The sequence below is a fragment of the Rhodoferax sp. genome, from assembly GCF_028689295.1.
Classification (GTDB): Bacteria; Pseudomonadota; Gammaproteobacteria; order Burkholderiales; family Burkholderiaceae_C; genus Rhodoferax.
This window is the reverse complement of record NZ_JAQTWL010000002.1, coordinates 142,561-165,043: the sequence shown is the minus strand read 5'-3', so window position 1 is coordinate 165,043 and position 22,483 is coordinate 142,561. Positions and strand designations below refer to the sequence as shown.

The 22,483-nt window shown below is 58.7% G+C and carries 24 protein-coding genes and 1 pseudogene; 13 read left to right on the top strand and 12 right to left on the bottom strand.

The window, feature by feature from the left end; all coding sequences use genetic code 11:
* Nucleotide 1 precedes the first annotated feature (1 nt).
* Together PHF15_RS03110 and smpB are read right to left on the bottom strand one after the other, a co-directional pair.
* Nucleotides 2–1,219: an aspartate aminotransferase family protein gene (locus tag PHF15_RS03110; protein WP_300118876.1), complete on the bottom strand. Its 1,218-nt coding sequence runs from the start codon at nt 1,217–1,219 to the stop codon at nt 2–4.
* A 115-nt stretch (nt 1,220–1,334) separates the two neighbouring features.
* Complete coding sequence (gene smpB, locus PHF15_RS03105) at nt 1,335–1,808, bottom strand: SsrA-binding protein SmpB (protein WP_300118875.1); 474 nt, start codon at nt 1,806–1,808, stop codon at nt 1,335–1,337.
* Nucleotides 1,809–1,876: 68 nt separating this feature from the next.
* Between smpB and PHF15_RS03100 the strand changes: the two genes are divergently transcribed.
* The gene (locus PHF15_RS03100) at nt 1,877–2,317 is read left to right on the top strand and encodes a type II toxin-antitoxin system RatA family toxin (protein WP_300118874.1); all 441 of its coding nucleotides are present in this window, start codon (nt 1,877–1,879) and stop codon (nt 2,315–2,317) included.
* Nucleotides 2,310–2,654 carry an RnfH family protein gene (locus PHF15_RS03095; protein ID WP_300118873.1) on the top strand — a complete coding sequence of 115 codons (345 nt, stop codon included), beginning with the start codon at nt 2,310–2,312 and terminating at the stop codon, nt 2,652–2,654. The genes PHF15_RS03100 and PHF15_RS03095 overlap by 8 nt, the downstream gene beginning before the upstream one ends.
* A 30-nt stretch (nt 2,655–2,684) precedes the next feature.
* On the opposite strand, the gene PHF15_RS03090 is transcribed toward PHF15_RS03095, so the two are convergent.
* Complete coding sequence (locus PHF15_RS03090; RefSeq protein ID WP_300118872.1) at nt 2,685–3,281, bottom strand: DUF4124 domain-containing protein; 597 nt, start codon at nt 3,279–3,281, stop codon at nt 2,685–2,687.
* Between PHF15_RS03090 and guaB the strand changes: the two genes are divergently transcribed.
* From guaB to PHF15_RS03050, 8 genes and pseudogenes are all read left to right on the top strand, one after another.
* The gene (guaB, locus tag PHF15_RS03085; protein WP_300118871.1) at nt 3,280–4,749 is read left to right on the top strand and encodes an IMP dehydrogenase; all 1,470 of its coding nucleotides are present in this window, start codon (nt 3,280–3,282) and stop codon (nt 4,747–4,749) included. The two genes, PHF15_RS03090 and guaB, sit on opposite strands and share 2 nt — an antisense overlap.
* Nucleotides 4,750–4,768: 19 nt before the next feature.
* Nucleotides 4,769–6,385, top strand: coding sequence for a glutamine-hydrolyzing GMP synthase (gene guaA, locus PHF15_RS03080; RefSeq protein WP_300118870.1), 1,617 nt, complete (start codon nt 4,769–4,771; stop codon nt 6,383–6,385).
* A 37-nt stretch (nt 6,386–6,422) separates the two neighbouring features.
* Nucleotides 6,423–6,866, top strand: a pseudogene (gene tadA, locus PHF15_RS03075) (tRNA adenosine(34) deaminase TadA); the annotation flags it as partial.
* A gap of 39 nt (nt 6,867–6,905) precedes the next feature.
* Entirely contained in the window at nt 6,906–7,832 is a 927-nt protein-coding gene (locus tag PHF15_RS03070) for an LD-carboxypeptidase (RefSeq protein ID WP_300118869.1), read from the top strand.
* 57 nt (nt 7,833–7,889) lie between these two features.
* Nucleotides 7,890–8,804, top strand: coding sequence for an FHA domain-containing protein (locus PHF15_RS03065; protein ID WP_300118868.1), 915 nt, complete (start codon nt 7,890–7,892; stop codon nt 8,802–8,804).
* Between the two features lie 141 nt (nt 8,805–8,945).
* Nucleotides 8,946–9,512 (top strand): VC1465 family Xer recombination activation factor, encoded by a 567-nt coding sequence (locus PHF15_RS03060; RefSeq protein WP_300118867.1) that lies wholly within the window; start codon nt 8,946–8,948, stop codon nt 9,510–9,512.
* Nucleotides 9,505–9,741, top strand: a complete 237-nt coding sequence (locus PHF15_RS03055; protein WP_300118866.1) for a hypothetical protein — start codon at nt 9,505–9,507, stop codon at nt 9,739–9,741. The genes PHF15_RS03060 and PHF15_RS03055 overlap by 8 nt, the downstream gene beginning before the upstream one ends.
* The gene (locus tag PHF15_RS03050; protein WP_300118865.1) at nt 9,738–9,977 is read left to right on the top strand and encodes a hypothetical protein; all 240 of its coding nucleotides are present in this window, start codon (nt 9,738–9,740) and stop codon (nt 9,975–9,977) included. The genes PHF15_RS03055 and PHF15_RS03050 overlap by 4 nt, the downstream gene beginning before the upstream one ends.
* 174 nt (nt 9,978–10,151) lie before the next feature.
* Here the strand turns inward: PHF15_RS03050 and PHF15_RS03045 are convergent, their stop codons facing one another.
* From PHF15_RS03045 to mltG, 5 genes are read right to left on the bottom strand one after another with little or no spacing between them, the layout of a single operon-like run.
* A complete protein-coding gene (locus PHF15_RS03045; protein ID WP_300118864.1) occupies nt 10,152–10,832 on the bottom strand; it encodes an ankyrin repeat domain-containing protein in 681 nt (226 codons plus the stop codon).
* Nucleotides 10,829–11,626: a TatD family hydrolase gene (locus PHF15_RS03040; protein WP_300118863.1), complete on the bottom strand. Its 798-nt coding sequence runs from the start codon at nt 11,624–11,626 to the stop codon at nt 10,829–10,831. Before PHF15_RS03040 ends, PHF15_RS03045 begins: the two co-directional genes overlap by 4 nt.
* Complete coding sequence (locus PHF15_RS03035) at nt 11,623–12,630, bottom strand: DNA polymerase III subunit delta' (protein ID WP_300118862.1); 1,008 nt, start codon at nt 12,628–12,630, stop codon at nt 11,623–11,625. The genes PHF15_RS03040 and PHF15_RS03035 overlap by 4 nt, the downstream gene beginning before the upstream one ends.
* Complete coding sequence (gene tmk, locus PHF15_RS03030; protein WP_300118860.1) at nt 12,627–13,274, bottom strand: dTMP kinase; 648 nt, start codon at nt 13,272–13,274, stop codon at nt 12,627–12,629. Before tmk ends, PHF15_RS03035 begins: the two co-directional genes overlap by 4 nt.
* Nucleotides 13,275–13,286: 12 nt before the next feature.
* Nucleotides 13,287–14,246, bottom strand: a complete 960-nt coding sequence (gene mltG / locus PHF15_RS03025; RefSeq protein WP_300119090.1) for an endolytic transglycosylase MltG — start codon at nt 14,244–14,246, stop codon at nt 13,287–13,289.
* 71 nt (nt 14,247–14,317) lie between these two features.
* Between mltG and PHF15_RS03020 the strand changes: the two genes are divergently transcribed.
* The gene (locus PHF15_RS03020; protein WP_300118858.1) at nt 14,318–15,247 is read left to right on the top strand and encodes a folate-binding protein; all 930 of its coding nucleotides are present in this window, start codon (nt 14,318–14,320) and stop codon (nt 15,245–15,247) included.
* Here PHF15_RS03020 and PHF15_RS03015 read toward each other — a convergent pair.
* The 4 genes from PHF15_RS03015 to PHF15_RS03000 all read right to left on the bottom strand — a co-directional run bounded on the left by PHF15_RS03015 (nt 15,244) and on the right by PHF15_RS03000 (nt 17,579).
* Nucleotides 15,244–15,459: a hypothetical protein gene (locus tag PHF15_RS03015; protein ID WP_300118856.1), complete on the bottom strand. Its 216-nt coding sequence runs from the start codon at nt 15,457–15,459 to the stop codon at nt 15,244–15,246. The genes PHF15_RS03020 and PHF15_RS03015 overlap by 4 nt on opposite strands.
* Before the next feature lie 11 nt (nt 15,460–15,470).
* Nucleotides 15,471–15,653, bottom strand: a complete 183-nt coding sequence (locus PHF15_RS03010; protein WP_300118854.1) for a DUF3563 family protein — start codon at nt 15,651–15,653, stop codon at nt 15,471–15,473.
* A gap of 100 nt (nt 15,654–15,753) precedes the next feature.
* Nucleotides 15,754–16,620: a YbgC/FadM family acyl-CoA thioesterase gene (locus PHF15_RS03005; protein WP_300118852.1), complete on the bottom strand. Its 867-nt coding sequence runs from the start codon at nt 16,618–16,620 to the stop codon at nt 15,754–15,756.
* A gap of 5 nt (nt 16,621–16,625) precedes the next feature.
* Nucleotides 16,626–17,579: an alpha/beta hydrolase gene (locus PHF15_RS03000; RefSeq protein WP_300118850.1), complete on the bottom strand. Its 954-nt coding sequence runs from the start codon at nt 17,577–17,579 to the stop codon at nt 16,626–16,628.
* A 57-nt stretch (nt 17,580–17,636) separates the two neighbouring features.
* Between PHF15_RS03000 and PHF15_RS02995 the strand changes: the two genes are divergently transcribed.
* Both PHF15_RS02995 and PHF15_RS02990 read left to right on the top strand, forming a co-directional pair.
* Complete coding sequence (locus tag PHF15_RS02995; protein ID WP_300118848.1) at nt 17,637–18,773, top strand: iron-containing alcohol dehydrogenase; 1,137 nt, start codon at nt 17,637–17,639, stop codon at nt 18,771–18,773.
* A gap of 90 nt (nt 18,774–18,863) precedes the next feature.
* Nucleotides 18,864–22,481: a transglutaminase family protein gene (locus PHF15_RS02990; protein WP_300118846.1), complete on the top strand. Its 3,618-nt coding sequence runs from the start codon at nt 18,864–18,866 to the stop codon at nt 22,479–22,481.
* Nucleotides 22,482–22,483: the final 2 nt, after the last annotated feature.

The following is a 22,483-nucleotide window of genomic DNA, read 5'->3' as shown; positions in this document are numbered from 1 at the left end:
TTCAAGGCACTTGAAGCAGTTGCCGGACCAGCGGGCACAAAATTTGGATGACTTCATCAGCCTCGGCCTCGCTCATGATCAAGGGCGGTACCAACCGGATCACGGTGTCGGCGGTGACACTGATCAGCAGCCCGTTGTCGGCGCATTGCTGCACCAGCGCGCCGCAAGGCTTGGCAAGGTCCACCCCAATCATCAAGCCCTGGCCACGAATCTCGCGCACCGCACCACTGGCCAACTCAGCTGAGAGCGCCTGCGCCAGTCCCTGACTCAGGTGAGCACCCACACGGACGGCATTTTCCAGCAGACCATCTTCTTCCATGATACGGATGGTCTCTACGCCAGCGCGCATGGCCAGCGGGTTGCCGCCAAAAGTGGTGCCGTGGTTGCCTGGCTGAAAGATGTGGGCGGCTCTGGGACCGGCCACCACCGCGCCTACAGGCACGCCGGAGCCCAGGCCCTTGGCCAGCGGCATCACGTCTGGCACGATATCAGCCCATTGGTGGGCGAACCACTTGCCGGTGCGACCCATGCCGCATTGCACTTCATCGATCATCATCAGCCAGTCGCGCTTGTTGCACAGGGTGCGCAGCTCGCGCAGGTAGTCCATGCGCATGAGGTTGACGCCGCCTTCGCCCTGGATCGCTTCGAAAAATACCGCGACCACGTTGGGGTTGCCTTCGGTGGCACTTTTCAGGCTATCAATGTCATTGATCGGTACGCGAATGAAGCCTTCCACCAGCGGACCAAAACCTGCCTGGATTTTGGGGTTGCCAGTGGCGCTCAAGGTGGCGATGGAACGGCCATGAAAAGCCTTTTCATAAACCACAATTTCCGGTCGTTCAATGCCCTTGTCGTGGCCAAACTTGCGGGCCAGCTTCAAGGCCGCCTCATTGGCCTCAAGGCCGGTGGAGCAAAAAAACACATTGGACATACCAGAGAGTTCAACCAGTTTTTTGGCCAGCGCTTCCTGGTTGGGAATGTGGTAGTAGTTGCAACTGTGGATGATCTTGCTGATCTGGTCCTGCAGCGCCGGCACCAGCTTGGCATGGTTGTGGCCCAGGGTATTGACGGCAATGCCGCCCAGCGCATCCAGATAACAGTTGCCATTAACGTCCCAAACCCGACAACCCTGACCGTAGTCGAGCGCAATGGGCAAGCGTCCGTAGGTGTTCATCACATGCGGTGAGCTGGCTTCAATCTTTGGGCTGGCGACGGTCATGGCGAAGGTCTTTCGAGGGCGACAACAAACAAATCGGCCCAACGCAGGTTGGGCCGTTGAGAAGTGATTTTAGACCGTTCAAATGGTTGACTTGAGTCACCTGCGTTTACAGCGTTTACCGGTGACGCCCTTTCATGGCCCGTTCCACTTCGCGTTTGCCTTCGCGGTCCTTGATGGTGTCGCGTTTGTCGTGTTCAGCCTTGCCTTTGGCCAGGGCTATTTCACACTTCACCTTGCCATTTTTCCAATGCAGGTTGAGCGGCACCAGGGTGTAGCCTTTTTGCTCCACCTTGCCAATCAGTCGTTTGATTTCTTCCTTATGCATCAGCAGCTTTTTGGTGCGCTGCTTGTCCGGACTGATGTGCGTCGATGCCGTGCCCAGCGGGCTGATCTGCAGACCGATGATGAACAGCTCGCCGTTACGAACCACCACATAGCCGTCGGTGAGCTGCACTTTACCTTCGCGCAGCGACTTGACCTCCCAGCCCTCCAGCACGATGCCAGCCTCGAACCGTTCCTCAAAAAAATAATTGAAAGTGGCCTTTTTGTTGTCTGCAATGCGCGAGGATGTATCGGGTTTTTTTGCCATGGAGAAGGGTTTAGAGAATAAGAGCCGCCAGCCAAGCTTGACTACAATCTGACGAATACCTCCATTCTATGAAAACTGTCAAAAAGTCCGTTTTAATCTGGTACAGCCCGGCTGAAATGTACCGGCTGGTGACCGATGTTGACAAATACCCGCAGTTTTTACCGTGGTGTGACAAGGCGCGCGTGGTGACACATGAAGAAAACGGCATGCTGGCCGAAATCGGCATTGCTTTTTCGGGTATCCATCAAACTTTTACCACCCGCAACATGCATACGGTGGACCGCCAGGTCATCATCAATTTGGTCAACGGCCCCTTTTCCAAACTGGAGGGCGAGTGGAATTTTTTGCCTTTGGGGGATGCCATGGAGCGCGCCTGTAAGGTTGAATTGGTCCTTACCTACAGTTTCGAGAGTGCCATTGGCCGATTGGTGAGCCCAGTCTTTGACAAAATCGCGGGCAGCATGGTCGATGCCTTCGTCAAACGCGCCAAACAAGCTTACGGTGAGTAAAGTCTTTTTGCGTCTGAGCGTTGTTTACGCCCTCAAGGCGCGAGAAGTTTTCGAAGTTAATTTGCAACTGAATGCCCCTTGCACGGCATTGCAGGCATTGCAGCAAAGCGGGCTACTGCTGCGCCATCCTGAAATTGACAACCATGACGTGCTGATCGGCGTCTGGGGCCACAAGGCCAAACCCGATCAGTGCTTGCGTGATCATGACCGGGTAGAAATTTACCGCTCCTTGCGGGTGGACCCCAAAGTAGCCCGTCGCGAACGGTTTGTCAGCCAGGGTAGCCGCAGTGCAGGTCTGTTCGTCAAGAAACGTGCGGGTGCCAAAGCCGGCTACTGACTCAGGGCTGCCTGCTGGTTTTGCAGTTGGCTAATTACAGTCGCTCTCTACGATGGACCGGATTCGTTTTGTCTCTGCTGCTCGAGCCGCGTCATCCATCACTTCTCGCTCTCCCCGAATGTTGATTTGCGATAAGCGAACACCGGAATCCAGTGTTTTTTGGGCCAACCTGGCACGCTGACAGTTGTCCGCCTTGAGCTGGCTGATGCGGTCCTCCTCTGCCTTGCGTTGCATGGCTTGGACCTGCGCTGCTTTTTTCATACGTTCGGCGAGGTCTTTATCGACGCCTGCTGCTTGCGGACTGCTGGCATTAGACTGTGTGGGAGCAGCTGTTTTGGCCGCTGGTTCGGGTACGCCAACATTTGCAGAGATATCCTGCCTGTTGGCAGTCGCGTTTAGATCGGGACGCCTGAAAATACTTTTTTCAGGAACACTGACGGGTGGCGCCCGGTCACTGAAGACTTGGTGCCCTTCTTTGTCTGTCCAGGCCCACTGAGCCGTCGCATCAAAAGAGAGCAAACTGGCCAGAATCAAAAAGAGATGCAGAGTTTGAGTCATAGCACGCAAGTTTATGCCAGCTTGCGAACCAAGTGGCAGATACAATCGATAATTTGGAGCTTTGAACATGCGCCTGATCGGTAAAGCGCTCACCTTTGACGACGTGTTATTGGTGCCAGCCTACTCCCAAGTCCTGCCCAAGGACACTTCCCTTGCCACCCGTTTAACCCGCAATATTGCGCTTAATCTGCCGCTGGTTTCAGCGGCCATGGACACGGTCACGGAATCCCGAATGGCAATTGCCATTGCTCAGGAGGGCGGTATTGGCATCGTCCACAAGAACATGACGGCGCAGCAGCAGGCGGCCAAAGTCGCTAAAGTAAAACGCTATGAATCGGGCGTTTTGCGCGACCCGGTGGTCATTACGCCGCAGCACACCGTGCGCCAAGTGATGTCCTTGTCCGAGCAACTGGGTGTTTCGGGTTTCCCAGTGATCGACGGCGGCAAGGTGGTGGGCTTGGTGACCGGGCGCGATTTGCGCTTCGAGACACGCTTTGACCTACCCGTGAGCCACATCATGACGCCGCGTGAAAAACTGGTCACTGTCCCCGACGGCACGACCATTACACAGGCCAAGGTGTTGCTGAACCAATACAAGATCGAACGATTGCTGGTGGTTAATGACGCTTTTGAACTCAAGGGTCTGATCACTGTCAAGGACATCACCAAACAAACCAGTTTTCCCAATGCCGCGCGAGATGCCCAAGGCAAGTTGCGCGTTGGCGCGGCGGTGGGCGTGGGCGAGGGCACCGAGGAACGTGTCGAGCTATTGGCTCGTGCCGGTGTCGATGCCATCGTGGTTGATACGGCGCATGGCCACAGCAAGGGTGTGCTGGATCGGGTGCGCTGGGTCAAGCAAAATTTCCCCAATATTGAAGTGATTGGCGGTAATATCGCCACGGGCGCTGCCGCGCTGGCATTGGTTGAAGCCGGTGCCGACGCCGTCAAGGTCGGCATTGGTCCGGGCTCCATTTGCACCACCCGCATCGTGGCGGGCGTTGGTGTGCCACAGATCATGGCCATCGACAGCGTGGCCACAGCGCTCAAGGGAACCGGTGTGCCACTCATTGCCGACGGCGGCATCCGGTTCAGTGGCGACATCTCCAAAGCCATTGCGGCTGGCGCCAGCACGGTGATGATGGGCGGCATGTTTGCCGGCACCGAAGAAGCCCCCGGTGAAGTGATTTTGTTCCAAGGCCGCAGCTACAAAAGCTACCGCGGCATGGGCAGCATTGGCGCCATGCAGCAGGGCAGTGCGGACCGTTATTTCCAGGAATCGAGCACGGGCAACCCCAACGCAGACAAGCTGGTCCCCGAAGGCATCGAAGGCCGCGTGCCTTACAAAGGATCAATGATCGCCCTGATTTACCAGATGTCTGGCGGCTTGCGAGCCAGCATGGGCTATTGCGGCTGCGCCACCATCCACGAGATGCAGGAGAAGGCCGAGTTTGTGGAAATCACCACAGCGGGCATTCGGGAAAGCCATGTGCACGACGTGCAAATCACCAAAGAAGCCCCGAATTACCGCGCCGAGTAAACGACTGGCGTGACCGACCATGCATCAAAAAATCCTCATCCTTGACTTTGGCTCCCAAGTCACTCAACTCATCGCTCGGCGCGTTCGCGAAGCCCATGTGTTTTGCGAAGTGCATCCCTGTGACGTGACCGACGATTGGGTGCGCGCCTATGCCCGCGATGGCACGCTCAAGGGCATCATTCTCTCTGGCAGCCACGCCAGCGTTTATGAAGACACTACCGACAAGGCGCCGCAAGCGGTGTTTGAACTGGGCGTGCCAGTGCTGGGTATTTGCTACGGCATGCAGACCATGGCGCACCAACTCGGAGGCATGGTGACCAGTGGACACCAGCGCGAATTTGGCCCGGCCAAGGTGCGCGCGCATGGCCACACCGCTTTGCTCGAAGGCATTCAGGACTTCACCACGCCAGAAGGCCATAGCATGCTGGAAGTCTGGATGAGTCATGGCGACAAGGTCACCGAGTTGCCGCATGGTTTCAAGCTGATGGCCAGCACCGACAGTTGCCCAATTGCCGGCATGGCTGACGAAGAGCGCCGCTTTTACGCCGTGCAGTTTCACCCCGAAGTCACGCACACCAAGCGCGGTGCGGCGATTCTGGAGCGTTTTGTGCTCGACATCTGCGGCACCCGCGCCGACTGGCTCATGGGCGACTACGTCAGCGAGGCGGTGGCATCCATTCGCGCCCAAGTGGGTGATGAAGAGGTCATTTTGGGACTTTCCGGCGGCGTCGATTCATCGGTGGCGGCGGCCCTGATTCACCTCGCCATTGGCGACCAGTTGACCTGTGTCTTTGTCGATCATGGCTTGCTTCGCCTGAACGAGGGCGACATGGTGATGGACATGTTCGTCGGCAAGCTGCACGCCAAGGTCATTCGCGTCGATGCTGCAGACCAGTTTTTGAGACACTTGGCGGGCGTCAGCGACCCCGAGGCCAAGCGCAAGATCATCGGCCGTGAGTTTGTCGAGGTTTTCAAGGCGCAAGCACTTGCCTTGACGGCGTCGGATACGACAAAAAATGGTGCCAGGTGGCTGGCTCAAGGCACCATTTACCCGGATGTGATCGAGTCGGGCGGCGCCAAGAACAAAAAAGCCGTGGTCATCAAAAGCCACCACAATGTAGGCGGTCTGCCCGAACTGCTCGGCCTGAAGCTGCTTGAGCCCTTGCGCGAATTGTTCAAGGACGAGGTGCGTGAACTCGGTGTGGCACTGGGCTTGCCGTTCCACATGGTCTATCGGCATCCTTTCCCCGGCCCTGGCCTGGGTGTGCGGATTTTGGGTGAAGTCAAAAAGGAATACGCTGACTTGCTGCGCCGGGCCGACGCCATTTTCATTGAAGAGCTCAACAATTTTATTGACGAGGCCAGCGGCAAAAGCTGGTACGACCTCACCAGCCAGGCTTTCACGGTGTTTTTGCCGGTCAAGAGCGTCGGCGTGATGGGCGACGGCCGCACCTATGACTACGTGGTGGCCTTGCGCGCCGTGCAAACCAGCGATTTCATGACCGCCGACTGGGCCGAACTGCCCTATGCACTGCTCAAAAAAGTGTCGAGCCGCATCATCAACGAAGTGCGCGGCATCAACCGCGTCACCTATGACGTGAGCAGCAAACCGCCCGCTACGATCGAGTGGGAATGATTTGACCAGCCAGGCCATGTCCACGTCTGCCGAACGAATGACCGACGCGCAAGCCATGTCACTGGCGCTGGCCCAGGCGGCTATGGCAGCTGCCGCAGGTGAAGTTCCGGTAGGCGCCGTCGTGCTCAGGGAGGGCATCGTCATAGCCACTGGCCGCAACGCCCCCATTGCCACCCATGACCCCAGCGCGCATGCAGAAATGCAGGCCTTGCGCGCTGCGGCGCAAGTCCTGGGCAATTACCGGCTACCTGAGTGCGAATTGTTCGTGACGCTGGAGCCGTGCGCCATGTGTGCCGGGGCCATGCTGCATGCCCGCCTGAAACGTGTGGTGTTTGGTGCTACCGACCCCAAAACCGGCGCGGGTGGCTCGGTGATCGATCTGTTTGCACAAGCCCGCCTGAACCATCAAACGCAAGTGCAGGGCGGACTCCTGGCGCAGGAATGTGCCGATATGTTGCAGACTTTTTTTCGGCAACGGCGTGTGAAAACTGCGTCCAATATCCAGCTGTAATCAGATTACATGAAAAAGCACATCTATATCTACTCCCCATCTGGCGCGGTACGCGACAAAGCGGCCTTCAAGCGCGGCATTGCGCGGCTGCAAGCCATGGGACATGAGGTGGAAGTTGACCAAGACGCCTTGACAAGTTACCAGCGTTTTGCTGGCGATGACGCAACCCGTCTGGCAGCCATTCACCGCGCAGCAGCCAGCAAGGCCGACGTGGCGCTGACTACTCGCGGTGGCTATGGTCTTACGCGGATCCTGCCTGGGATTCACTACAAAAAAGTGGCCAAGGCCATTGCCCAGGGCATGCAGTTCGTCGGCATCAGTGATTTCACCGCCTTTCAGAATGCGCTGCTGGCGCAGACGGGTGCCGTCACCTGGGCCGGACCGGCGCTGTGCGAGGGTTTTGGTGTCAAGGGTGAACCCGATGACATCATGGCGGACTGTTTCAACGACTTGCTTCTGGGGCAAGGGGAGGGCACGGGCTGGCGACAGCACCGCAAGCCTGACGCCATGGCGAGTGATGCACCCGCTTTGAACCTCAAAAATGCCATCCTATGGGGCGGCAACCTGACGGTGTTGACGTCCCTTTTGGGAACACCGTATTTTCCTCAAATCAAAGGAGGTGTGCTATTTTTGGAAGACGTTGCAGAGCATCCGTATCGCATCGAGCGGATGCTCACTCAACTTCTGCACGCAGGGGTACTGGCGCGTCAAAAAGCCATCGTGATGGGTCAATTTACCGAGTTCAAATTGGTCGCGCATGATCGGGGATTCAAGTTGCAGAGTGTCATGGACTGGCTTGGAAAGCAGGTCAAGGTCCCGCTACTGACCAATTTGCCCTACGGCCATGTCGCCATCAAAGTTTTGCTTCCGGTGGGTGGTGCTATAGACATGGCAATGGACGGCCGTGATGTCCTGATGTTTTGGGGGCATCGTTGACGGTACCTCTGGGGCATTGACTTAAACTACTGTCGTGAAATGGAGAATTGATTAGTCATGAACGTTCAAACAACCGTTGTTTTTGCCGATCTGTTTGGTAGCACAGGGGTGTTTGAGTCTCTTGGTAATGCCAAAGCCACCGAGGCAGTGACCCAGGCCACTACTTGGGTGGCTGAGAAATTTGCCGCCAATGGCGGAAGGGTTGTTAAATTTTTGGGGGATGGGGTACTGGCCACCTTTGATGACAGTCCAAATGCCATCGCTGCAGTTGTCGATATTCAACGCAGCTACCAATTGCGTCTGGCAAAATTGTCACCCCGGCTTTATATGCCGCTGCGCATCGGCGTGGTTCGGGGAGATGTGGTGCTTGTCGATGATGACTGTTATGGCGATGCTGTCAACATCGCTGCGCGTTTGAGTGAACTCACTGGGCCACATCAGATATGGGTAAACGACCAGGCTATTGAAAACAGTCGCGAGCGCAACGACGTCCATTACCGGTTGTTGGGCCCAATTGCCATTCGTGGCCGCTCTGAACCCTGCACGGTGTACCAGATTGAGTGGAAGGAAGAACAAAACTCGGAATACTTTACGATTCAAAATCCCGTCAATCTGGCATCTCCACAGAGTGGCGATGTTTTGGGCGGGCAGATTGTCTTTTCCTACAACGACAAGCAACAGACCTTTCATGCTTTCGAAATGCCGATACACCTGGGACGCATTCGGAAAATTGATTTTGTTGTGAATGATCCGCGTGTATCACGGACCCACGCCCGCATCGAGTGGCGCAATGGCAGTTTTCTGATGGTCGATGAAAGCTCTTATGGCAGTTGGATCCGTTTTTCCGGGGGCGGCGCCGACCTAATGCTAAGACGCGATGAATGCGTGCTGCATGGCGAAGGTCAAATTGCGCTGGGCACTTCATTCTCTGATCCTACGGCGCCAGTGGTTTCCTTCAGCGTTTCTCGATAAGGAGGGCGAAGGGGATTCTCAAATCACTGAGACCGATCCTATACTTAACATAATATACATCGTATAAAGTACGATTCGGCCAAAGGCAAGCCTAGCAAGGCACGCCAAACCCGTCTTTTGCTGAGCGCCCGGCTCAAAGTCATGCTGGCTGATCTGGGCCTGACCCCTGAGTCCGCCGGGAAAATGTTGCACGTCAACCCGCGCACCGTCAGGTACTGGATTTCCGGAAAAACCCTGATCCCGTATTCAGCCTACCGGCTGCTGCGCATCCTCACCGGTGCCGAGCTGCCGGCCAATGGCTGGGATGGCTGGCACATGCACAGCGGCCAGTTGTGGTCACCCGAGGGCCACGGCTTCAAGCCCAATGATTCGAGCTGGTGGGGTCTCCTGGTGCGTCAGGCACGCTGCTTTAAAACCATGGCAGATCGGGAAGCCCAGCTCCGCCTATTGGCCATCAGGGCTGGCGACGGGGTGACGGCGACGGCTGGGCCCAGCATCGCGGGCGCGGGCGGCGTCGGCGCCACGTCACCCGCCGACGCAGTCGGGCGGGCGGCGCAGCCGACCGGCCCTAATTTATTAATAGATCACTTTAGGAAATTGCGGTACGGCGCGGACTCTGTTTCATTGGGAAAACGCCCTTTTCCATACGCTATCAACTATGTAGCAACAATTTCACCATCTGAAATAAAGGGGAATGACCATGTCTAAGGGAATGAGTTCGTTTCGTCGCATCCGGCGCTTGAAAGCGATGTGGATGGCAGATAAATCGGCGTTGCAGCTTCGCAGTTTGGACGGTCGATTTGCCAAAGAAGAGGCCAAAGAAGGGGCCAAACCGGCTGCAGTGGTGGTGATTGAGACCCGTCAACAGAGGCGCTACAAAGCCCTCCAGGCGACTAAAAACCCCCTGCCCTTGGTCGGTCAAGGGGACAGGTCATGAGCGCCCTTCTTGCTGCCGTTGACGTTCTGAATGATCGTCTGATCGCTGCTGATGCCATTGGTGAAGCCCTCGATCTCGCTGGTGGTGAGGATGCTCCAGCATGGGTGCGGGTCTTCAGAAACCAGATTGAAGCCATCCGGGAGGCTTCTGAGGCGCTGGAATGCCTTGTTAGGGGTATCGGGGGTGTAACCCCTGATGAAGCGAAGCGTAGCGGTATTGAGGGAGTATCACCATGAAACAACAAATCTCACACCGTGAGTTTGTCCACGACGCGGGGCGCAATATCTGCGCATTAACTCAATTGTCCTGCGCATCTTGAAAAGCAGGTATTTATTTATATACTAATGAAAGAATTTCCATGAATATCGAACTAACCCCTTGTATACATCGTATAAAGTATTATTGAAGCGTCACCAGGACCCTTTGGGTTGGCGGCTGCGGACAAATGTGGCGATGATGTTGGCTGAATCAACGCGATCGGCACGATGGGCAAAATCGGTAGCGGTCAAGCCCAGATCATTCTTCAGCATAGGGTCCGCGCCGGCCTCCAGCATCAATTTGACAGCAGCTGGGGTCCCGTAGTGTGCAGCCATCATCAAGGGCGTGGTGTTGTTGGGCGAAGCGGCGTCAATATAGGCGTGTTGATCAAGTAACAGGTTCATCACTTCCAAGTGCCCGTTGGTGGCCGCGTAATGCAAAGGTGCCCAACCTGGCTTGTTGACGTCGGCACCTTTTTGAATCAACAATTGGCACAACAAGGTCTCGCCTTTGAGCGCCGCGAACATCAAGGGGCTTTCGTCGGCGGCATTACGCACTTCGACCTTGATTTTCGGATGATTGATCAACGTTTGGGCTACCGTGAAAGAAGACTCCTGAAACGCCAGGATGAGACCCGCCGAACCTGTTGGATCCAGCGTATTGGGATCAAATCCCCGACTGAGCAAAGCGCTGACCTGGGCCGCGTCGTCCTGCTTGATTGCCCTGAAAAAATCCTCATAAGAGCCGGCATTAACAATATTAAAACCAATTAAAACAAATAGATAAATAATGTTTTTAATGTTATTTATTAAGTAACTGCTTGGCTGTTTCATACCAAAATTCCTTTGAACAGGGTGTCGAAATTGGCATTCGTGCGCTCAGCAATGATTTCCAAAGGCAGTTGCTTGATTTCTGCCAGTTGCCTGGCCACCCATGGCACATAGGACGGGTTGTTGGTTTTGCCTCGGTACGGCACTGGCGCCAAATAGGGGCTGTCGGTCTCGATCAGGAGCCGGTCCAGCGGCACCATGGCAGCCACGTCGCGCAAATTCTGGGCACTCTTGAACGTCAGAATGCCAGAGAAGGAAACGTAATAGCCCAGATCGAGTGCCTGGCGCGCCACACTTTCGTCTTCGGTAAAGCAGTGGAATACGCCGCTTGCACAGCCTGCAGAGCCATCCTCGCCCTCCTCGCGCAAAATCGCCAGGGTGTCCTCAGCAGCTTGCCGGGTGTGGATCACCAGGGGTTTTTGCAATTGACGTGCGGCCCGGATGTGGGTGCGAAAACGCTTGCGTTGCCAGGCCATGTCGGCCACACTGCGGCCATTGAGCCGGTAATAGTCGAGGCCAGTCTCGCCAACGCCTACCACCCGCGGCAGCCTACCCAAAGTCAGCAGATCATCCAGCGCAGGCTCCCGGACACCTTCGTTGTCGGGGTGCACGCCCACGGTGGCCCAGAAATTGTCAAAATCAAGGGCCATCTGGTGCACTGTGCCAAATTCCTCAAGCGTGGTGCTGATGCACAGGGCGCGGGTGACATCGGCCTGGGCCATGGCCTCGCGAATGGCTGGCAAGTCCGAGAGCAGCTCGGGAAAATTCAAATGACAATGGGAATCCGTGAACTTCATGATTTTGCGTTGAGTGCCAGTTGCGCCTGGCTGACCAAAGCCTCCTGCATCAAGCCTGCGTTAAAGGGGTGCTCGACCGTTCGCATGGTGTCTGACAAGCTTTTGGCCCAAGCGCTCAAGGCTTGCCAGCTACCTGCCCTAGGTAAATCGGCAAGCTCAAAAAAACGTGGTAGGGTGCCGCTGTGGACTGCCATCAGGTCGTGGCATAGCTTGTGCAGGGCATCCACCGTTTGAGGCGGCGTCCAGTCCTTGAAGACGCTGACATCACCCGCCTTTACGGCGCGCGGCAAGCATGGCCACAAACCGGCAATGGGGGCAAACTGCAGCGCGTCCTGTGGACGGCCACCGGCGGCGCGCAGCATCACGCTGGCCTGGCCTGCGGGCACGCCCTGCCCTTGCAACCATTGCAGGGCGCTGGCCTGACCGGGCCAGGTCATGGTGTGGACCAGGCAGCGGCTGCGAATGGTGGCCAGCAACTGATGGGCGGCATCGGTTGCCAGCACAAATTTGACATCACCCGCCGGTTCTTCCAGGGTTTTCAGCAAGGCGTTGGCGGTGTAGACGTTCATGCGTTCGGCCGGAAACACCAGCACCGCCTTGCCTTGGCCGCGGGCGCTGGTGCGTTGCGCAAACTCCACGGCATCGCGCATGGCATCGACCCGAATCTCCTTACTCGGTTTACGCTTCTTGCTGTCAAGCTCGTCCTGCGCCCTTTCGCTCAGCGGCCAATTGAGCGCCAGCATGACCGTTTCTGGCATGAGAACACACAAGTCGGCGTGGGCGCGCACCGCGATGGCGTGACAACTACCGCACCTGCCACAGGCGCCCTGCGCCGTGGCGTGCTCACACAGCCAGGCGCGCACCAGCGCCAGTGCAAGTTCGTACTGTCCCAGGCCAGACGGCCCCGCCAGCAGCCAAGCGTGGCCGCGTTGAGCCAGCAAAGCCCGGGTTTGGTCGGCAATCCAGGGCGCGACCGCAGCAGTTGTGACAGGTGAATCACTCATGCCAGCCAGCCCCTATGTTTGATACTGACCAGCACGTCTTGCCACACCACGTCACGGGTTTGCTCGGCGGCGATGCGGGCGAAACGCTGCGGGTCGGCCAGATAACGCGCCTGGTAACCGGCTCGGACGCGGGTAAAAAACGTCACCGGCTGGGCCTCGAACTTGTCGGGCATGCGCGCACCCGCCAAGCGCAAAGCGGCAATATCAGGCGCCAGATCAAACCAGATCGTCAGTTCAGGCTGGCGCACAAAAACACCTTCCGCCAGTGTCACGGTCTGCACGAACCGCTCCAAATACCCGAGTATTTTCAGATCAAAACCACGTCCGCCACCCTGGTAGGCAAAAGTGGCATCGGTAAAGCGGTCGCACAGCACCACTTCGCCGCGCTCCAAGGCAGGTTCGATGACCTGCTGCAAATGGTCTCGCCGCGCGGCAAACACCAGCAGGGCTTCGGTCATGGCATCCATCGGGTCGTTGAGCACCAAGGTGCGCAGTTTCTCCGCCAGCGGCGTGCCGCCAGGCTCGCGGGTCAGGGTCACCACCCTGCCCTGCGCCCGAAAAGCCTGCGCCAAGGCGTCAAGGTGGGTTGACTTGCCGGCACCGTCGATGCCTTCAAAACTGATAAAAAGTCCGGGAGTTGTCATGGCTGTATGGGATCACTGGCCGCGCTGGAATGTATTGACAGCGCGATTGTGCGCGTCGAGGCTGTCACTGAACTGGCTGCTGCCGTCGCCGCGCGCCACAAAGTACAGGGCGCGGCTGCTGGCTGGCTGGGCTGTGGCCAAGAGCGAGGCCTTGCCGGGCATGGCGATGGGGGTCGGCGGCAAGCCAGCGCGGGTGTAGGTGTTCCAGGGAGTATCAGTCTGCAAGTCACGGCGACGCAGGTTGCCGTCAAATTTTTCGCCCAGCCCATAAATCACTGTCGGGTCGGTTTGCAGCATCATGCCCAGGCGCAAACGGTTGGTGAAGACCGAGGCCACCATGGCGCGGTCACTGGCGCGACCGGTTTCTTTTTCGACAATGCTGGCCAGGATCAGCAGTTCTTCGGGCGTTCTCAAGGGCGAATCGGCGCTGCGCGCCTGCCATGCTTGTGCAAGCTGTTTGTCCATCGCGTGCATGGCGCGCAAAAACACTTTCAGGTCGCTGCTGTTTTTGGCATAGGTGTAGGTGTCCGGGTAAAACCGACCTTCGGGATGTCGCCCCGATTGCCCCAGTTTCTGCATGATCAAATTGTTATCCATCCCTTGTGTATCAGGCTTCAGAGACTCCGCTTTCGAGAGCGCCGCACGGACTTGTTTGAAAGTCCAGCCCTCCACCAAAGTCACTGAGCGCAGGGCTTCTTCGCCGCGTGTCAGCTTGGCCAACAGGCTGCGCGGGGTCAGACCCGTTTCAAGCTCATAGTTGCCAGCCTTGATCTGGCGCGCCTGGCCGGACAGGCGAAACCACCAGTACAACAGATCAGCCGAGGTTTGCACGCCGCTTTCCATCACATCCTGCGCGACACCGCGCGGCGTGGTGCCGGGCTCGACTGCCAAGTCCAGCGTTGGGGCTTTCAGCGGCAAACTGTGGTTGACCCACCAGAACGCCCAGCCACCTAAAGCCAGCGCCAACACCATCAGGAATTTGATCAAACGTCGCACAACCCTATTGCCTTCATCAAAATTGAGTGGGCATGATAATTCACAATATGCACACACCACTCGAAGGCGTAGCCCCGCTGACACATTCAGGGCTGATCCGCGCTCAAGGCGAAGATGCCGCCAAATTCCTGCACGGCCAATTGACCAGCGACTTTTCGCTTTTGGGCTTGTCCGAGGCGCGTTTGGCCGGTTTCTGCAATGCCAAGGGCCGGTTGCAGGCAAGTTTCATCGGCTTCAAGCGCAGCCATGCCGATATTTTGCTGCTGTGCAATCCCGACCTGCTAGCCGTCACCTTGAAGCGCCTGAGCATGTTTGTGCTGCGTGCCAAGGTGAAACTGCTTGATGCCAGCGCTGACTTTGTTGTGTATGGGCTGGCTGGATCAGCCGTCTTTGAGGCGACCAAGGACATAGCGGATTACAAAAGCACGGTATGGGCCAAGACCGATGTAGCTGGTATTTCCTTGGTCAACCTGTATCCTGCCGATGGCGTTGTCCGGGCGCTGTGGGTGGCACCTGCCGGCACACCAGCGCCTGCGGGGGCAGTCATGACAACCGAGCAATGGGCCTGGGGCGAGGTGCGCAGTGGCATTGCCACCGTGACCCAGCCTATTTTTGAGGCGCTGGTGCCGCAAATGCTCAATTACGAGTCGGTGGGTGGTGTCAACTTCAAAAAAGGCTGTTATCCCGGACAGGAGGTGGTGGCGCGCAGCCAGTTTCGCGGCACCCTCAAGCGCCGCGCCTACCTTGCCCATTCAGAAGCCTCACTGAAAGCAGGGGACGAATTGTTTGCCCCCGATGATGCCAGTCAACCCTGCGGCCTGGTGGTGCAGGCTGCGGCTGCGCCCGGCGGTGGTTTCGATGCCATCGTGTCGATGCAGATCAGTGCATTCGAGACCGGTGGCGTGCGCGCGCTGCAAGCTGATGGCCCATTGCTGGCGTTGTCGGCAGCGCCCTACCCTTTGCTGGCCGATATTTAAACCCGGCGTGCCCAGGGACCCAGGGTTATTTTTTCCAGCATATCAATTTGACGCTCAAATTTGGCCCAGGCCAGCATGGAGCGCTGGATCAAGCCCATCTGGACCGCTTTGGCGTACTGTTCACGGGCCATGTCAAAAGGCAAACCCTGAACCATCGACAGCGTGCGGCCCAAATCGGTGGTGGTGTTTTTCAACGTGAGTGAATTTTTCATGTGTGGACCTTTCACGGCATCGTGGTGCCAAAAAGCAGGCCGCGCGCGCTATCACGCGTGTCGCTGTCAATCAGACGCATACGCCGCTCGAGGTCGCACACATCGGATGATTCGGCCAGAAATGCGTCTTCAATGTCGTGTTGGCTTTTCAAGCCGGGAATGAAAGCTTTGATGAGCCCTATCAGTTTGGACATGGTGAGTCCCTGTGGAGTAAAAGTGGCGTCAGTATAAGGGTTTACCCTTATCTCAGTCGCAAGCCCTCGTGTTTGTAGGGCCAATCGATGCGACTCACATTCACACTGTCCGCACCATCTCGATGTGTTCAATGCCCGCCTCCTGAAATGGCACGCCACGCGGGACAAAGCCCTGCGCCAGGTAAAAGTCTTTGGCGCTGTCCTGGGCGTGCAACATCACCTCGCGGTCGCCGCGCTGGGCAGCGGTGGCCATCAAGGCCTTGAGCGCCATCTGACCCAAGCCGCCGCCGCGCAGCACGCGGTTCACTGCCAGACGGCCGATCTGCCCCACCCCTGGCGCGGCTTGCAAGAGCCGCCCGGTGGCCACTGGTAAGCCAAGACGGTTGCGAATCAGCACATGAAGCGCGCCTGCGTCGGCCGCGTCCTGTTCCAGCGCCATTGGAATTTGCTGTTCCTGCACAAAAACATCCAGGCGCACAGCGCGGGCGCCTTCAGCCAGGCTGGACCAATTGCCCACCTCAATGTTCATCATCGGCTCACCGGCTTCAAAACCAAGCAGCACGTCGCGCAGCGCGGCAGGCACCGGCCTTGATTTTTGCGCGGCAGGGTCGGCAAACACATAGACCAGTTCGCCTGTGACCAACGAGCGGCCGCTGCAGCGGATGTCGCCGGCAAACACGATGGAAGATTTGCCGATGTGCTGGCAGCGCAGTGCCACGTCGAGCTGGTCGTCCAGCCGGGCTGAAGCGTGGTATTCCAGCATTGCTTTCTTGACGTACAGGTCACCTTGCAGCGCCGCCAGCGTGGCCTCATAGGGCAGCGCCAGCGCGCGCCAGTAGTCGGCCATGGCGGTATCCAGGTACATCAGGTAATGCGCGTTGAAAACAATTTTCTGCATGTCCACTTCGGCCCAGCGCACGCGCAGGCGGTGGTGAAAACGGCTGGACTCAAGCTGGGTGTGAGGCATATTGATCATTCGGAAAAAGCGTGTTTCAAGGCGCGCGCTGCATCCAGTTGCGCCCGGCGCGCCTCGGGGATGGCGCGGCCCATCTTGATGAACTCATGCGTCACGCCGCGGTAAATGTCGAGGTCAACGGCCACCCCGGCAGTGCGCAACTTGTCGGCGTATTGCAGGCCTTCATCGACCAGCGGGTCGCACTCGGCCAGGCCAAACCAGGCTGGCACCACACCCTCGACGTCATCGGCCATCAACGGGGCAAAGCGCCAGTCTTCCCGGTCTTTGACATTGGGAATGTAGAGGTCAAAAAAATAATCGATGTGCTCTGCTTCCAGCACAAAGCCGTGGCCAAATGTTTTGTGCGATGGCGTGTCGTGGTGGGCGCAACAGCCGGGGTAGAACAGCAGTTGCAGCTTCAGGGTCACGCCGGAATCGCGCGCCTGCAAAGCACAGGCCGCGGCCAGCGTACCACCGGCGCTGTCGCCACCCACTGCGATGCGGTTCGGGTCCAGTCCCTTCTCGGCGCCATGGGCCGCCACCCATTTCACGGCATCCCAGGCGTCCTCGAAGGCGGTCGGAAAACGGTGCTCGGGGGCCAGCCGGTAGCCCACCGACATCACGGCGGAGTGCGCCAGGTGGCTCAAATGGCGGCACAGCACATCGTGCGTGGCGATGCTGCCAATGGTGAAGCCACCGCCGTGCAAATACACCAGCACCGGCAGTGACTCATCACTTGGAGCATACAAACGCACCGGCAATTCGAAGCCGTCGCGCGTGGGCAGGGTGAAGTTCTCAATCCGGTGCAGTTTCACCGGAGCCTGGTCAAGCACGCCGGCGTTGACCTCATACGAGGCACGCGCCTGTTGTGGCGTCAAGGCGTGCAGCGGCACCTGTCCGGCGCGCGCCATGCGCTCCAGCACGCCGTGCATGGCAGGCGTGAGCAAGGCGCGCGGGTTGCGGTGAGTCATTGAGCGGATTGATCTTGTTACAGTGCAGGGTCTGATGCTAACAACCCGGAGACAGTGATGGCTTTGATCTACTACGTGACCCAGATCCAGTTTGAGTTTGGTGCCATTCAATTGCTGCAACAGGAGTGCGCACGCTCCGGCATCACGCGGCCGCTGATCGTCACCGACCCGGGCGTCAAGGCTGCGGGCATCCTGCAAAGGGCGCTGGACGCGCTGCCGGGCATGACGGTGGCGGTGTTTGACCAGACCCCCTCCAACCCCACCGAAGCCGCCGTGCGTGTTGCCACAGCGGTGTACACCGGCCAACATTGCGACGGTCTGATCGCAGTCGGTGGCGGCTCATCCATCGATTGCGCCAAAGGTGTGGCCATTGCCGCCACCCACACCGGGCCGTTAAGCCGTTATGCCACCATCGAAGGCGGCTCGCCGCGCATCACTGAGCGGGTCGCACCGCTGATCGCCGTGCCCACCACGGCCGGCGCTGGCAGTGAGGTGGCACGCGGCGCCATCCTGATCGTCGATGACCACCGCAAGCTGGGTTTTCATTCCTGGCACTTGGTGCCAAAAACCGCCATTTGCGACCCCGAACTCACGCTGGGCTTGCCGCCGCTGTTGACCGCCGCCACCGGCATGGATGCCATTGCCCATTGCATGGAAACCTTCATGGCGCCGGCCTTCAACCCACCCGCTGACGGTATTGCACTTGACGGTCTGGCGCGCGGCTGGACGCACATTGAGCGCGCCACCCGCGACGGCAGCGACCGTGTTGCACGCCTGAACATGATGAGCGCCTCGATGCAGGGAGCCCTGGCCTTTCAGAAAGGCTTGGGCTGCGTCCACTCCCTGAGTCATAGCTTGGGCGGTGTTGATCCAGGCTTGCACCATGGCACCTTGAATGCCATGTTTTTGCCAGCGGTGATCGCCTTCAATACAACGGCTGAATCGATTCAAAATGAACACCGCCTGCAGCGCATGGCCCACGCCATGGGGCTGGCTTCAGGCAGCGACATTGGTGAGTCGGTCAAGGCCATGAATGCCCGTTTGGGCTTGCCCACCGGACTGGCCGCCATGGGCGTGACAATTGACATGTTCGCCGCCGTCATCGCCGGTGCCATGGCCGACCATTGCCACAAAACCAACCCGCGCATCGCCACCCCGCAGGACTACCACGCCATGCTGATGCAAGCCATGTAAGACCGCCGAATTGACGGCAGTGCTCTGGCACCAACATTGCTTGTTAGTCCTCGTTCCCAAGGCTCACCCTCCCTTAAATTCAAAGATACCATGTCCATTCACGCTGCTCTGAACCATATCACCCATTACAGCTACGACCGCCTGGTTGCGCTCGGTCCGCAAGTGGTGCGCCTGCGCCCTGCCCCGCACTGCCGCAGCAAGATCATCTCGTATTCGCTCAAGGTCGAGCCCGAAGACCATTTCATCAACTGGCAGCAGGACCCGTTCGCCAACTACCAGGCGCGCCTGGTTTTCCCGGAAAAGACCAAAGAGTTCAAGGTCACGGTGGACCTGGTGGTGGATATGTCGGTCTTCAACCCCTTTGATTTTTTTCTGGAGCCGGAGGCCGAAGAATTTCCCTTCAGCTACGAGGACAACCTCAAGCAAGAGCTGGCGCCCTACCTGACACCCGAGCCGGTCACCCCGCTGGTGCAGGCTTTCCTGGACAAGATCGACCGGACCAAGCGCCGCAGTGTGTTGTTTCTGGTGGACCTGAACCAATTGGTTCACCACGCGGTGGCCTACACCATCCGCATGGAGCCTGGCGTGCAAGCGCCTGAAGAAACGCTTACCCTGGGTTCGGGCTCATGCCGAGACTCGGCATGGCTGATGGTCAACCTGCTGCGCCACAGTGGTCTGGCGGCGCGTTTTGTGTCGGGCTATCTGATCCAGTTGAAGCCTGATGTGAAAGCACTTGACGGCCCCAGCGGCACCGATGTTGACTTTACTGATTTGCACGCCTGGTGCGAGGTCTATTTGCCGGGTGCCGGATGGGTCGGGCTGGATGCCACCTCTGGCCTGCTGGCTGGCGAAGGCCACATTCCGCTGGCCTGCACGCCCCAGCCTTCGGGTGCAGCGCCCATTGAGGGCCACTCCGACAAGTGCGAGGTCGAATTTGCCCACCACATGCAGGTGACCCGCATATACGAGTCACCGCGCGTGACCAAGCCGTATAGCGAAGACCAGTGGACAGCCATCATGGCGCTGGGCGACGCTGTGGACGCCGAACTGGTGTCTGGTGATGTGCGCCTGACGATGGGCGGCGAGCCCACTTTTGTCGGCATTGACGACCGCGATGCACCAGAATGGAACACCGACGCCCTGGGCCCGACCAAGCGTGGTTTTGCCACCGAATTGGTGCATAGATTGCGCCACGAATACGGGCAAGGCGGCTTTTTGCACTTTGGCCAGGGCAAGTGGTACCCCGGCGAGCAGTTGCCGCGCTGGGCGCTCAACATCTATTGGCGTGCCGACCATGAACCGGTTTGGGCCAACCCAGCCCTCTTCACCGACGAGCGCAAGCCCACCCACTACACCAGCGAAGATGCCCGGCGCTTCACCATCCTGTTAGCGGCCAAACTCGGCGTCACTGGGAAATTTATTCAGACCGCGTTCGAAGACAGTTGGTACTACCTGTGGCGTGAACGCCGCCTGCCGGTCAACGTCGATCCGTTCAATTCAAAGCTGGACGACGAAATGGAGCGCGCCAGATTGCGCCGGGTTTTTGAGCAAAAACTCGTTACCCCGGTCGGTTATGTCTTGCCCATCAAGGTGGCTGGCTACGACGACTCTTTTGGTGCGGCCTGGTCCACGGGACCCTGGTTTTTGCGCGACGAGCGCATGTACCTGATGCCGGGCGACTCGCCCATGGGCCTGCGCCTGCCGCTCGATTCGCTGCCCTGGGTCAGCGAAGCCGATTTCCCCTACCTGATCGAGCAGGACCCTTCAGTCTTGGATGGCGCCCTGCCCAGATATGGCACGGTTGCGGCCAAATATGCCCCGGGCACGGCGGGTCTGGCCCTGGGTACTGCGGCACGTGCCGCTGCTGCCGCTGGCACCAATTACCTGGCCGGTGCTGGTCCGCAATCAGAAGCACCTCGAAAATTTCAGAGCGCTACAGTCCGCAGGGCTGTGATTGCGAGCGAGGCGCGGCAATCCATGTCAGCCGGGGACATGGTTCGCCACGGTCTACAGCCTTGTGATGACGTCAATCATGCTGGTGCTGGCTATGCCGCCAGCGCCCAAAGCGCAGCGCAGGCCGAGCCCGCCGACTTCACCCGTGTGCCAGGCGCGCAGGAATCCGCCCACTGGATCACCCGCACCGCGCTGTGCGTGGAGGTGCGCGACCCGCGTCGCGCCAGCGGCCCCAAGGCCGAGGCCGTCGGTGAAAAGTCGGGGGTACTGTATGTGTTCATGCCGCCGCTGGAAAAGCTGGAGCATTACCTTGATCTTCTGGCCGCCGTCGAAGCCAGCGCCGAAGAACTCGGCATGCAACTGGTGGTGGAAGGCTACCCGCCGCCACGCGACCCGCGCCTGAAACTGCTGAGTGTCACGCCCGACCCCGGTGTCATCGAGGTCAACATCCACCCGGCAAGCCACTGGAAAGAACTCGTCGACAACACCGAATTCCTGTACAACGCCGCCTTCGAATCGCGACTCTCGGCTGAAAAGTTCATGACCGACGGCCGCCACACCGGCACCGGCGGTGGCAACCACTTTGTCATGGGCGGCGCCACGCCCGCAGACAGCCCGTTCCTGCGCAAGCCCGAAATGCTGGCCAGCCTGCTGCTCTACTGGCACAACCACCCGTCCCTGAGCTACTTGTTCAGCGGCATGTTTGTCGGCCCCACCAGCCAAGCGCCGCGTGTCGATGAGGCGCGCAACGACCAGCTCTACGAGCTTGAAATCGCCATCGAGCAGATCTACCAGAACCGAGAGATTTACGGACAGTCCATGCCACCCTGGCTGGTGGACCGCACGCTGCGCAACATCCTGATCGACGCCACCGGCAACACGCACCGCAGCGAAATCTCGATCGACAAGATGTACTCTCCCGACTCGGCCACGGGCCGGCTGGGCTTGCTGGAATTACGCGCCTTCGAGATGCCCCCGCACCCCCACATGAGCAGTGTGCAGCAGTTGCTGCTGCGCGCGCTGATCGCCCGCTTCTGGAAAGAACCGTACCGCGCGCCCGCCACGCGATGGGGCACCGAACTGCACGACCGTTTCATGCTGCCCGCATTCATCAAGCTTGATTTTGACGATGTCATGGCTGAAATGCGTCGCGCCGGCTACGCCTTTGACGACAGCTGGTTTGCCCCGCACGTGGAGTTCCGCTTCCCGCTGATTGGCTCGGTCTGCTCGGCTGGCATCGAGCTCACGCTACGCAACGCGCTGGAGCCCTGGCATGTGATGGGCGAAGAAGGCGCGCCGGGTGGCACCGCGCGCTATGTCGATTCTTCGCTGGAACGCATCGAGGTGCGCGTCACCGGCCTCAACGAGAGCCGCTACGTGATTACCTGTAACGGCCGCGCGCTGTCACTGCAACCCACCGGCGTGGTCGGCGAGTTTGTCGCCGGTGTGCGCTACAAGGCCTGGAACCCGCCGAGCAGCCTGCACCCCAGCATCGGCGTGCATGCGCCGCTGACCTTTGACATCGTCGATACCTGGATGAAGCGCTCACTGGGCGGCTGCCAGTACCATGTGTCGCACCCGGGTGGCCTGAGCTATGAGACGCTGCCGGTCAACGCCAACGAGGCGGAAAGCCGCCGTCTGTCGCGCTTTCTTGCCATGGGCCACACGCCGGGCCTGATGCAGGTGCCGCCCGCTACCATTAACGTACCAGCCAGTCGCGAGTTTCCGTTCACGCTGGATTTGCGGCGCGGCTAAGG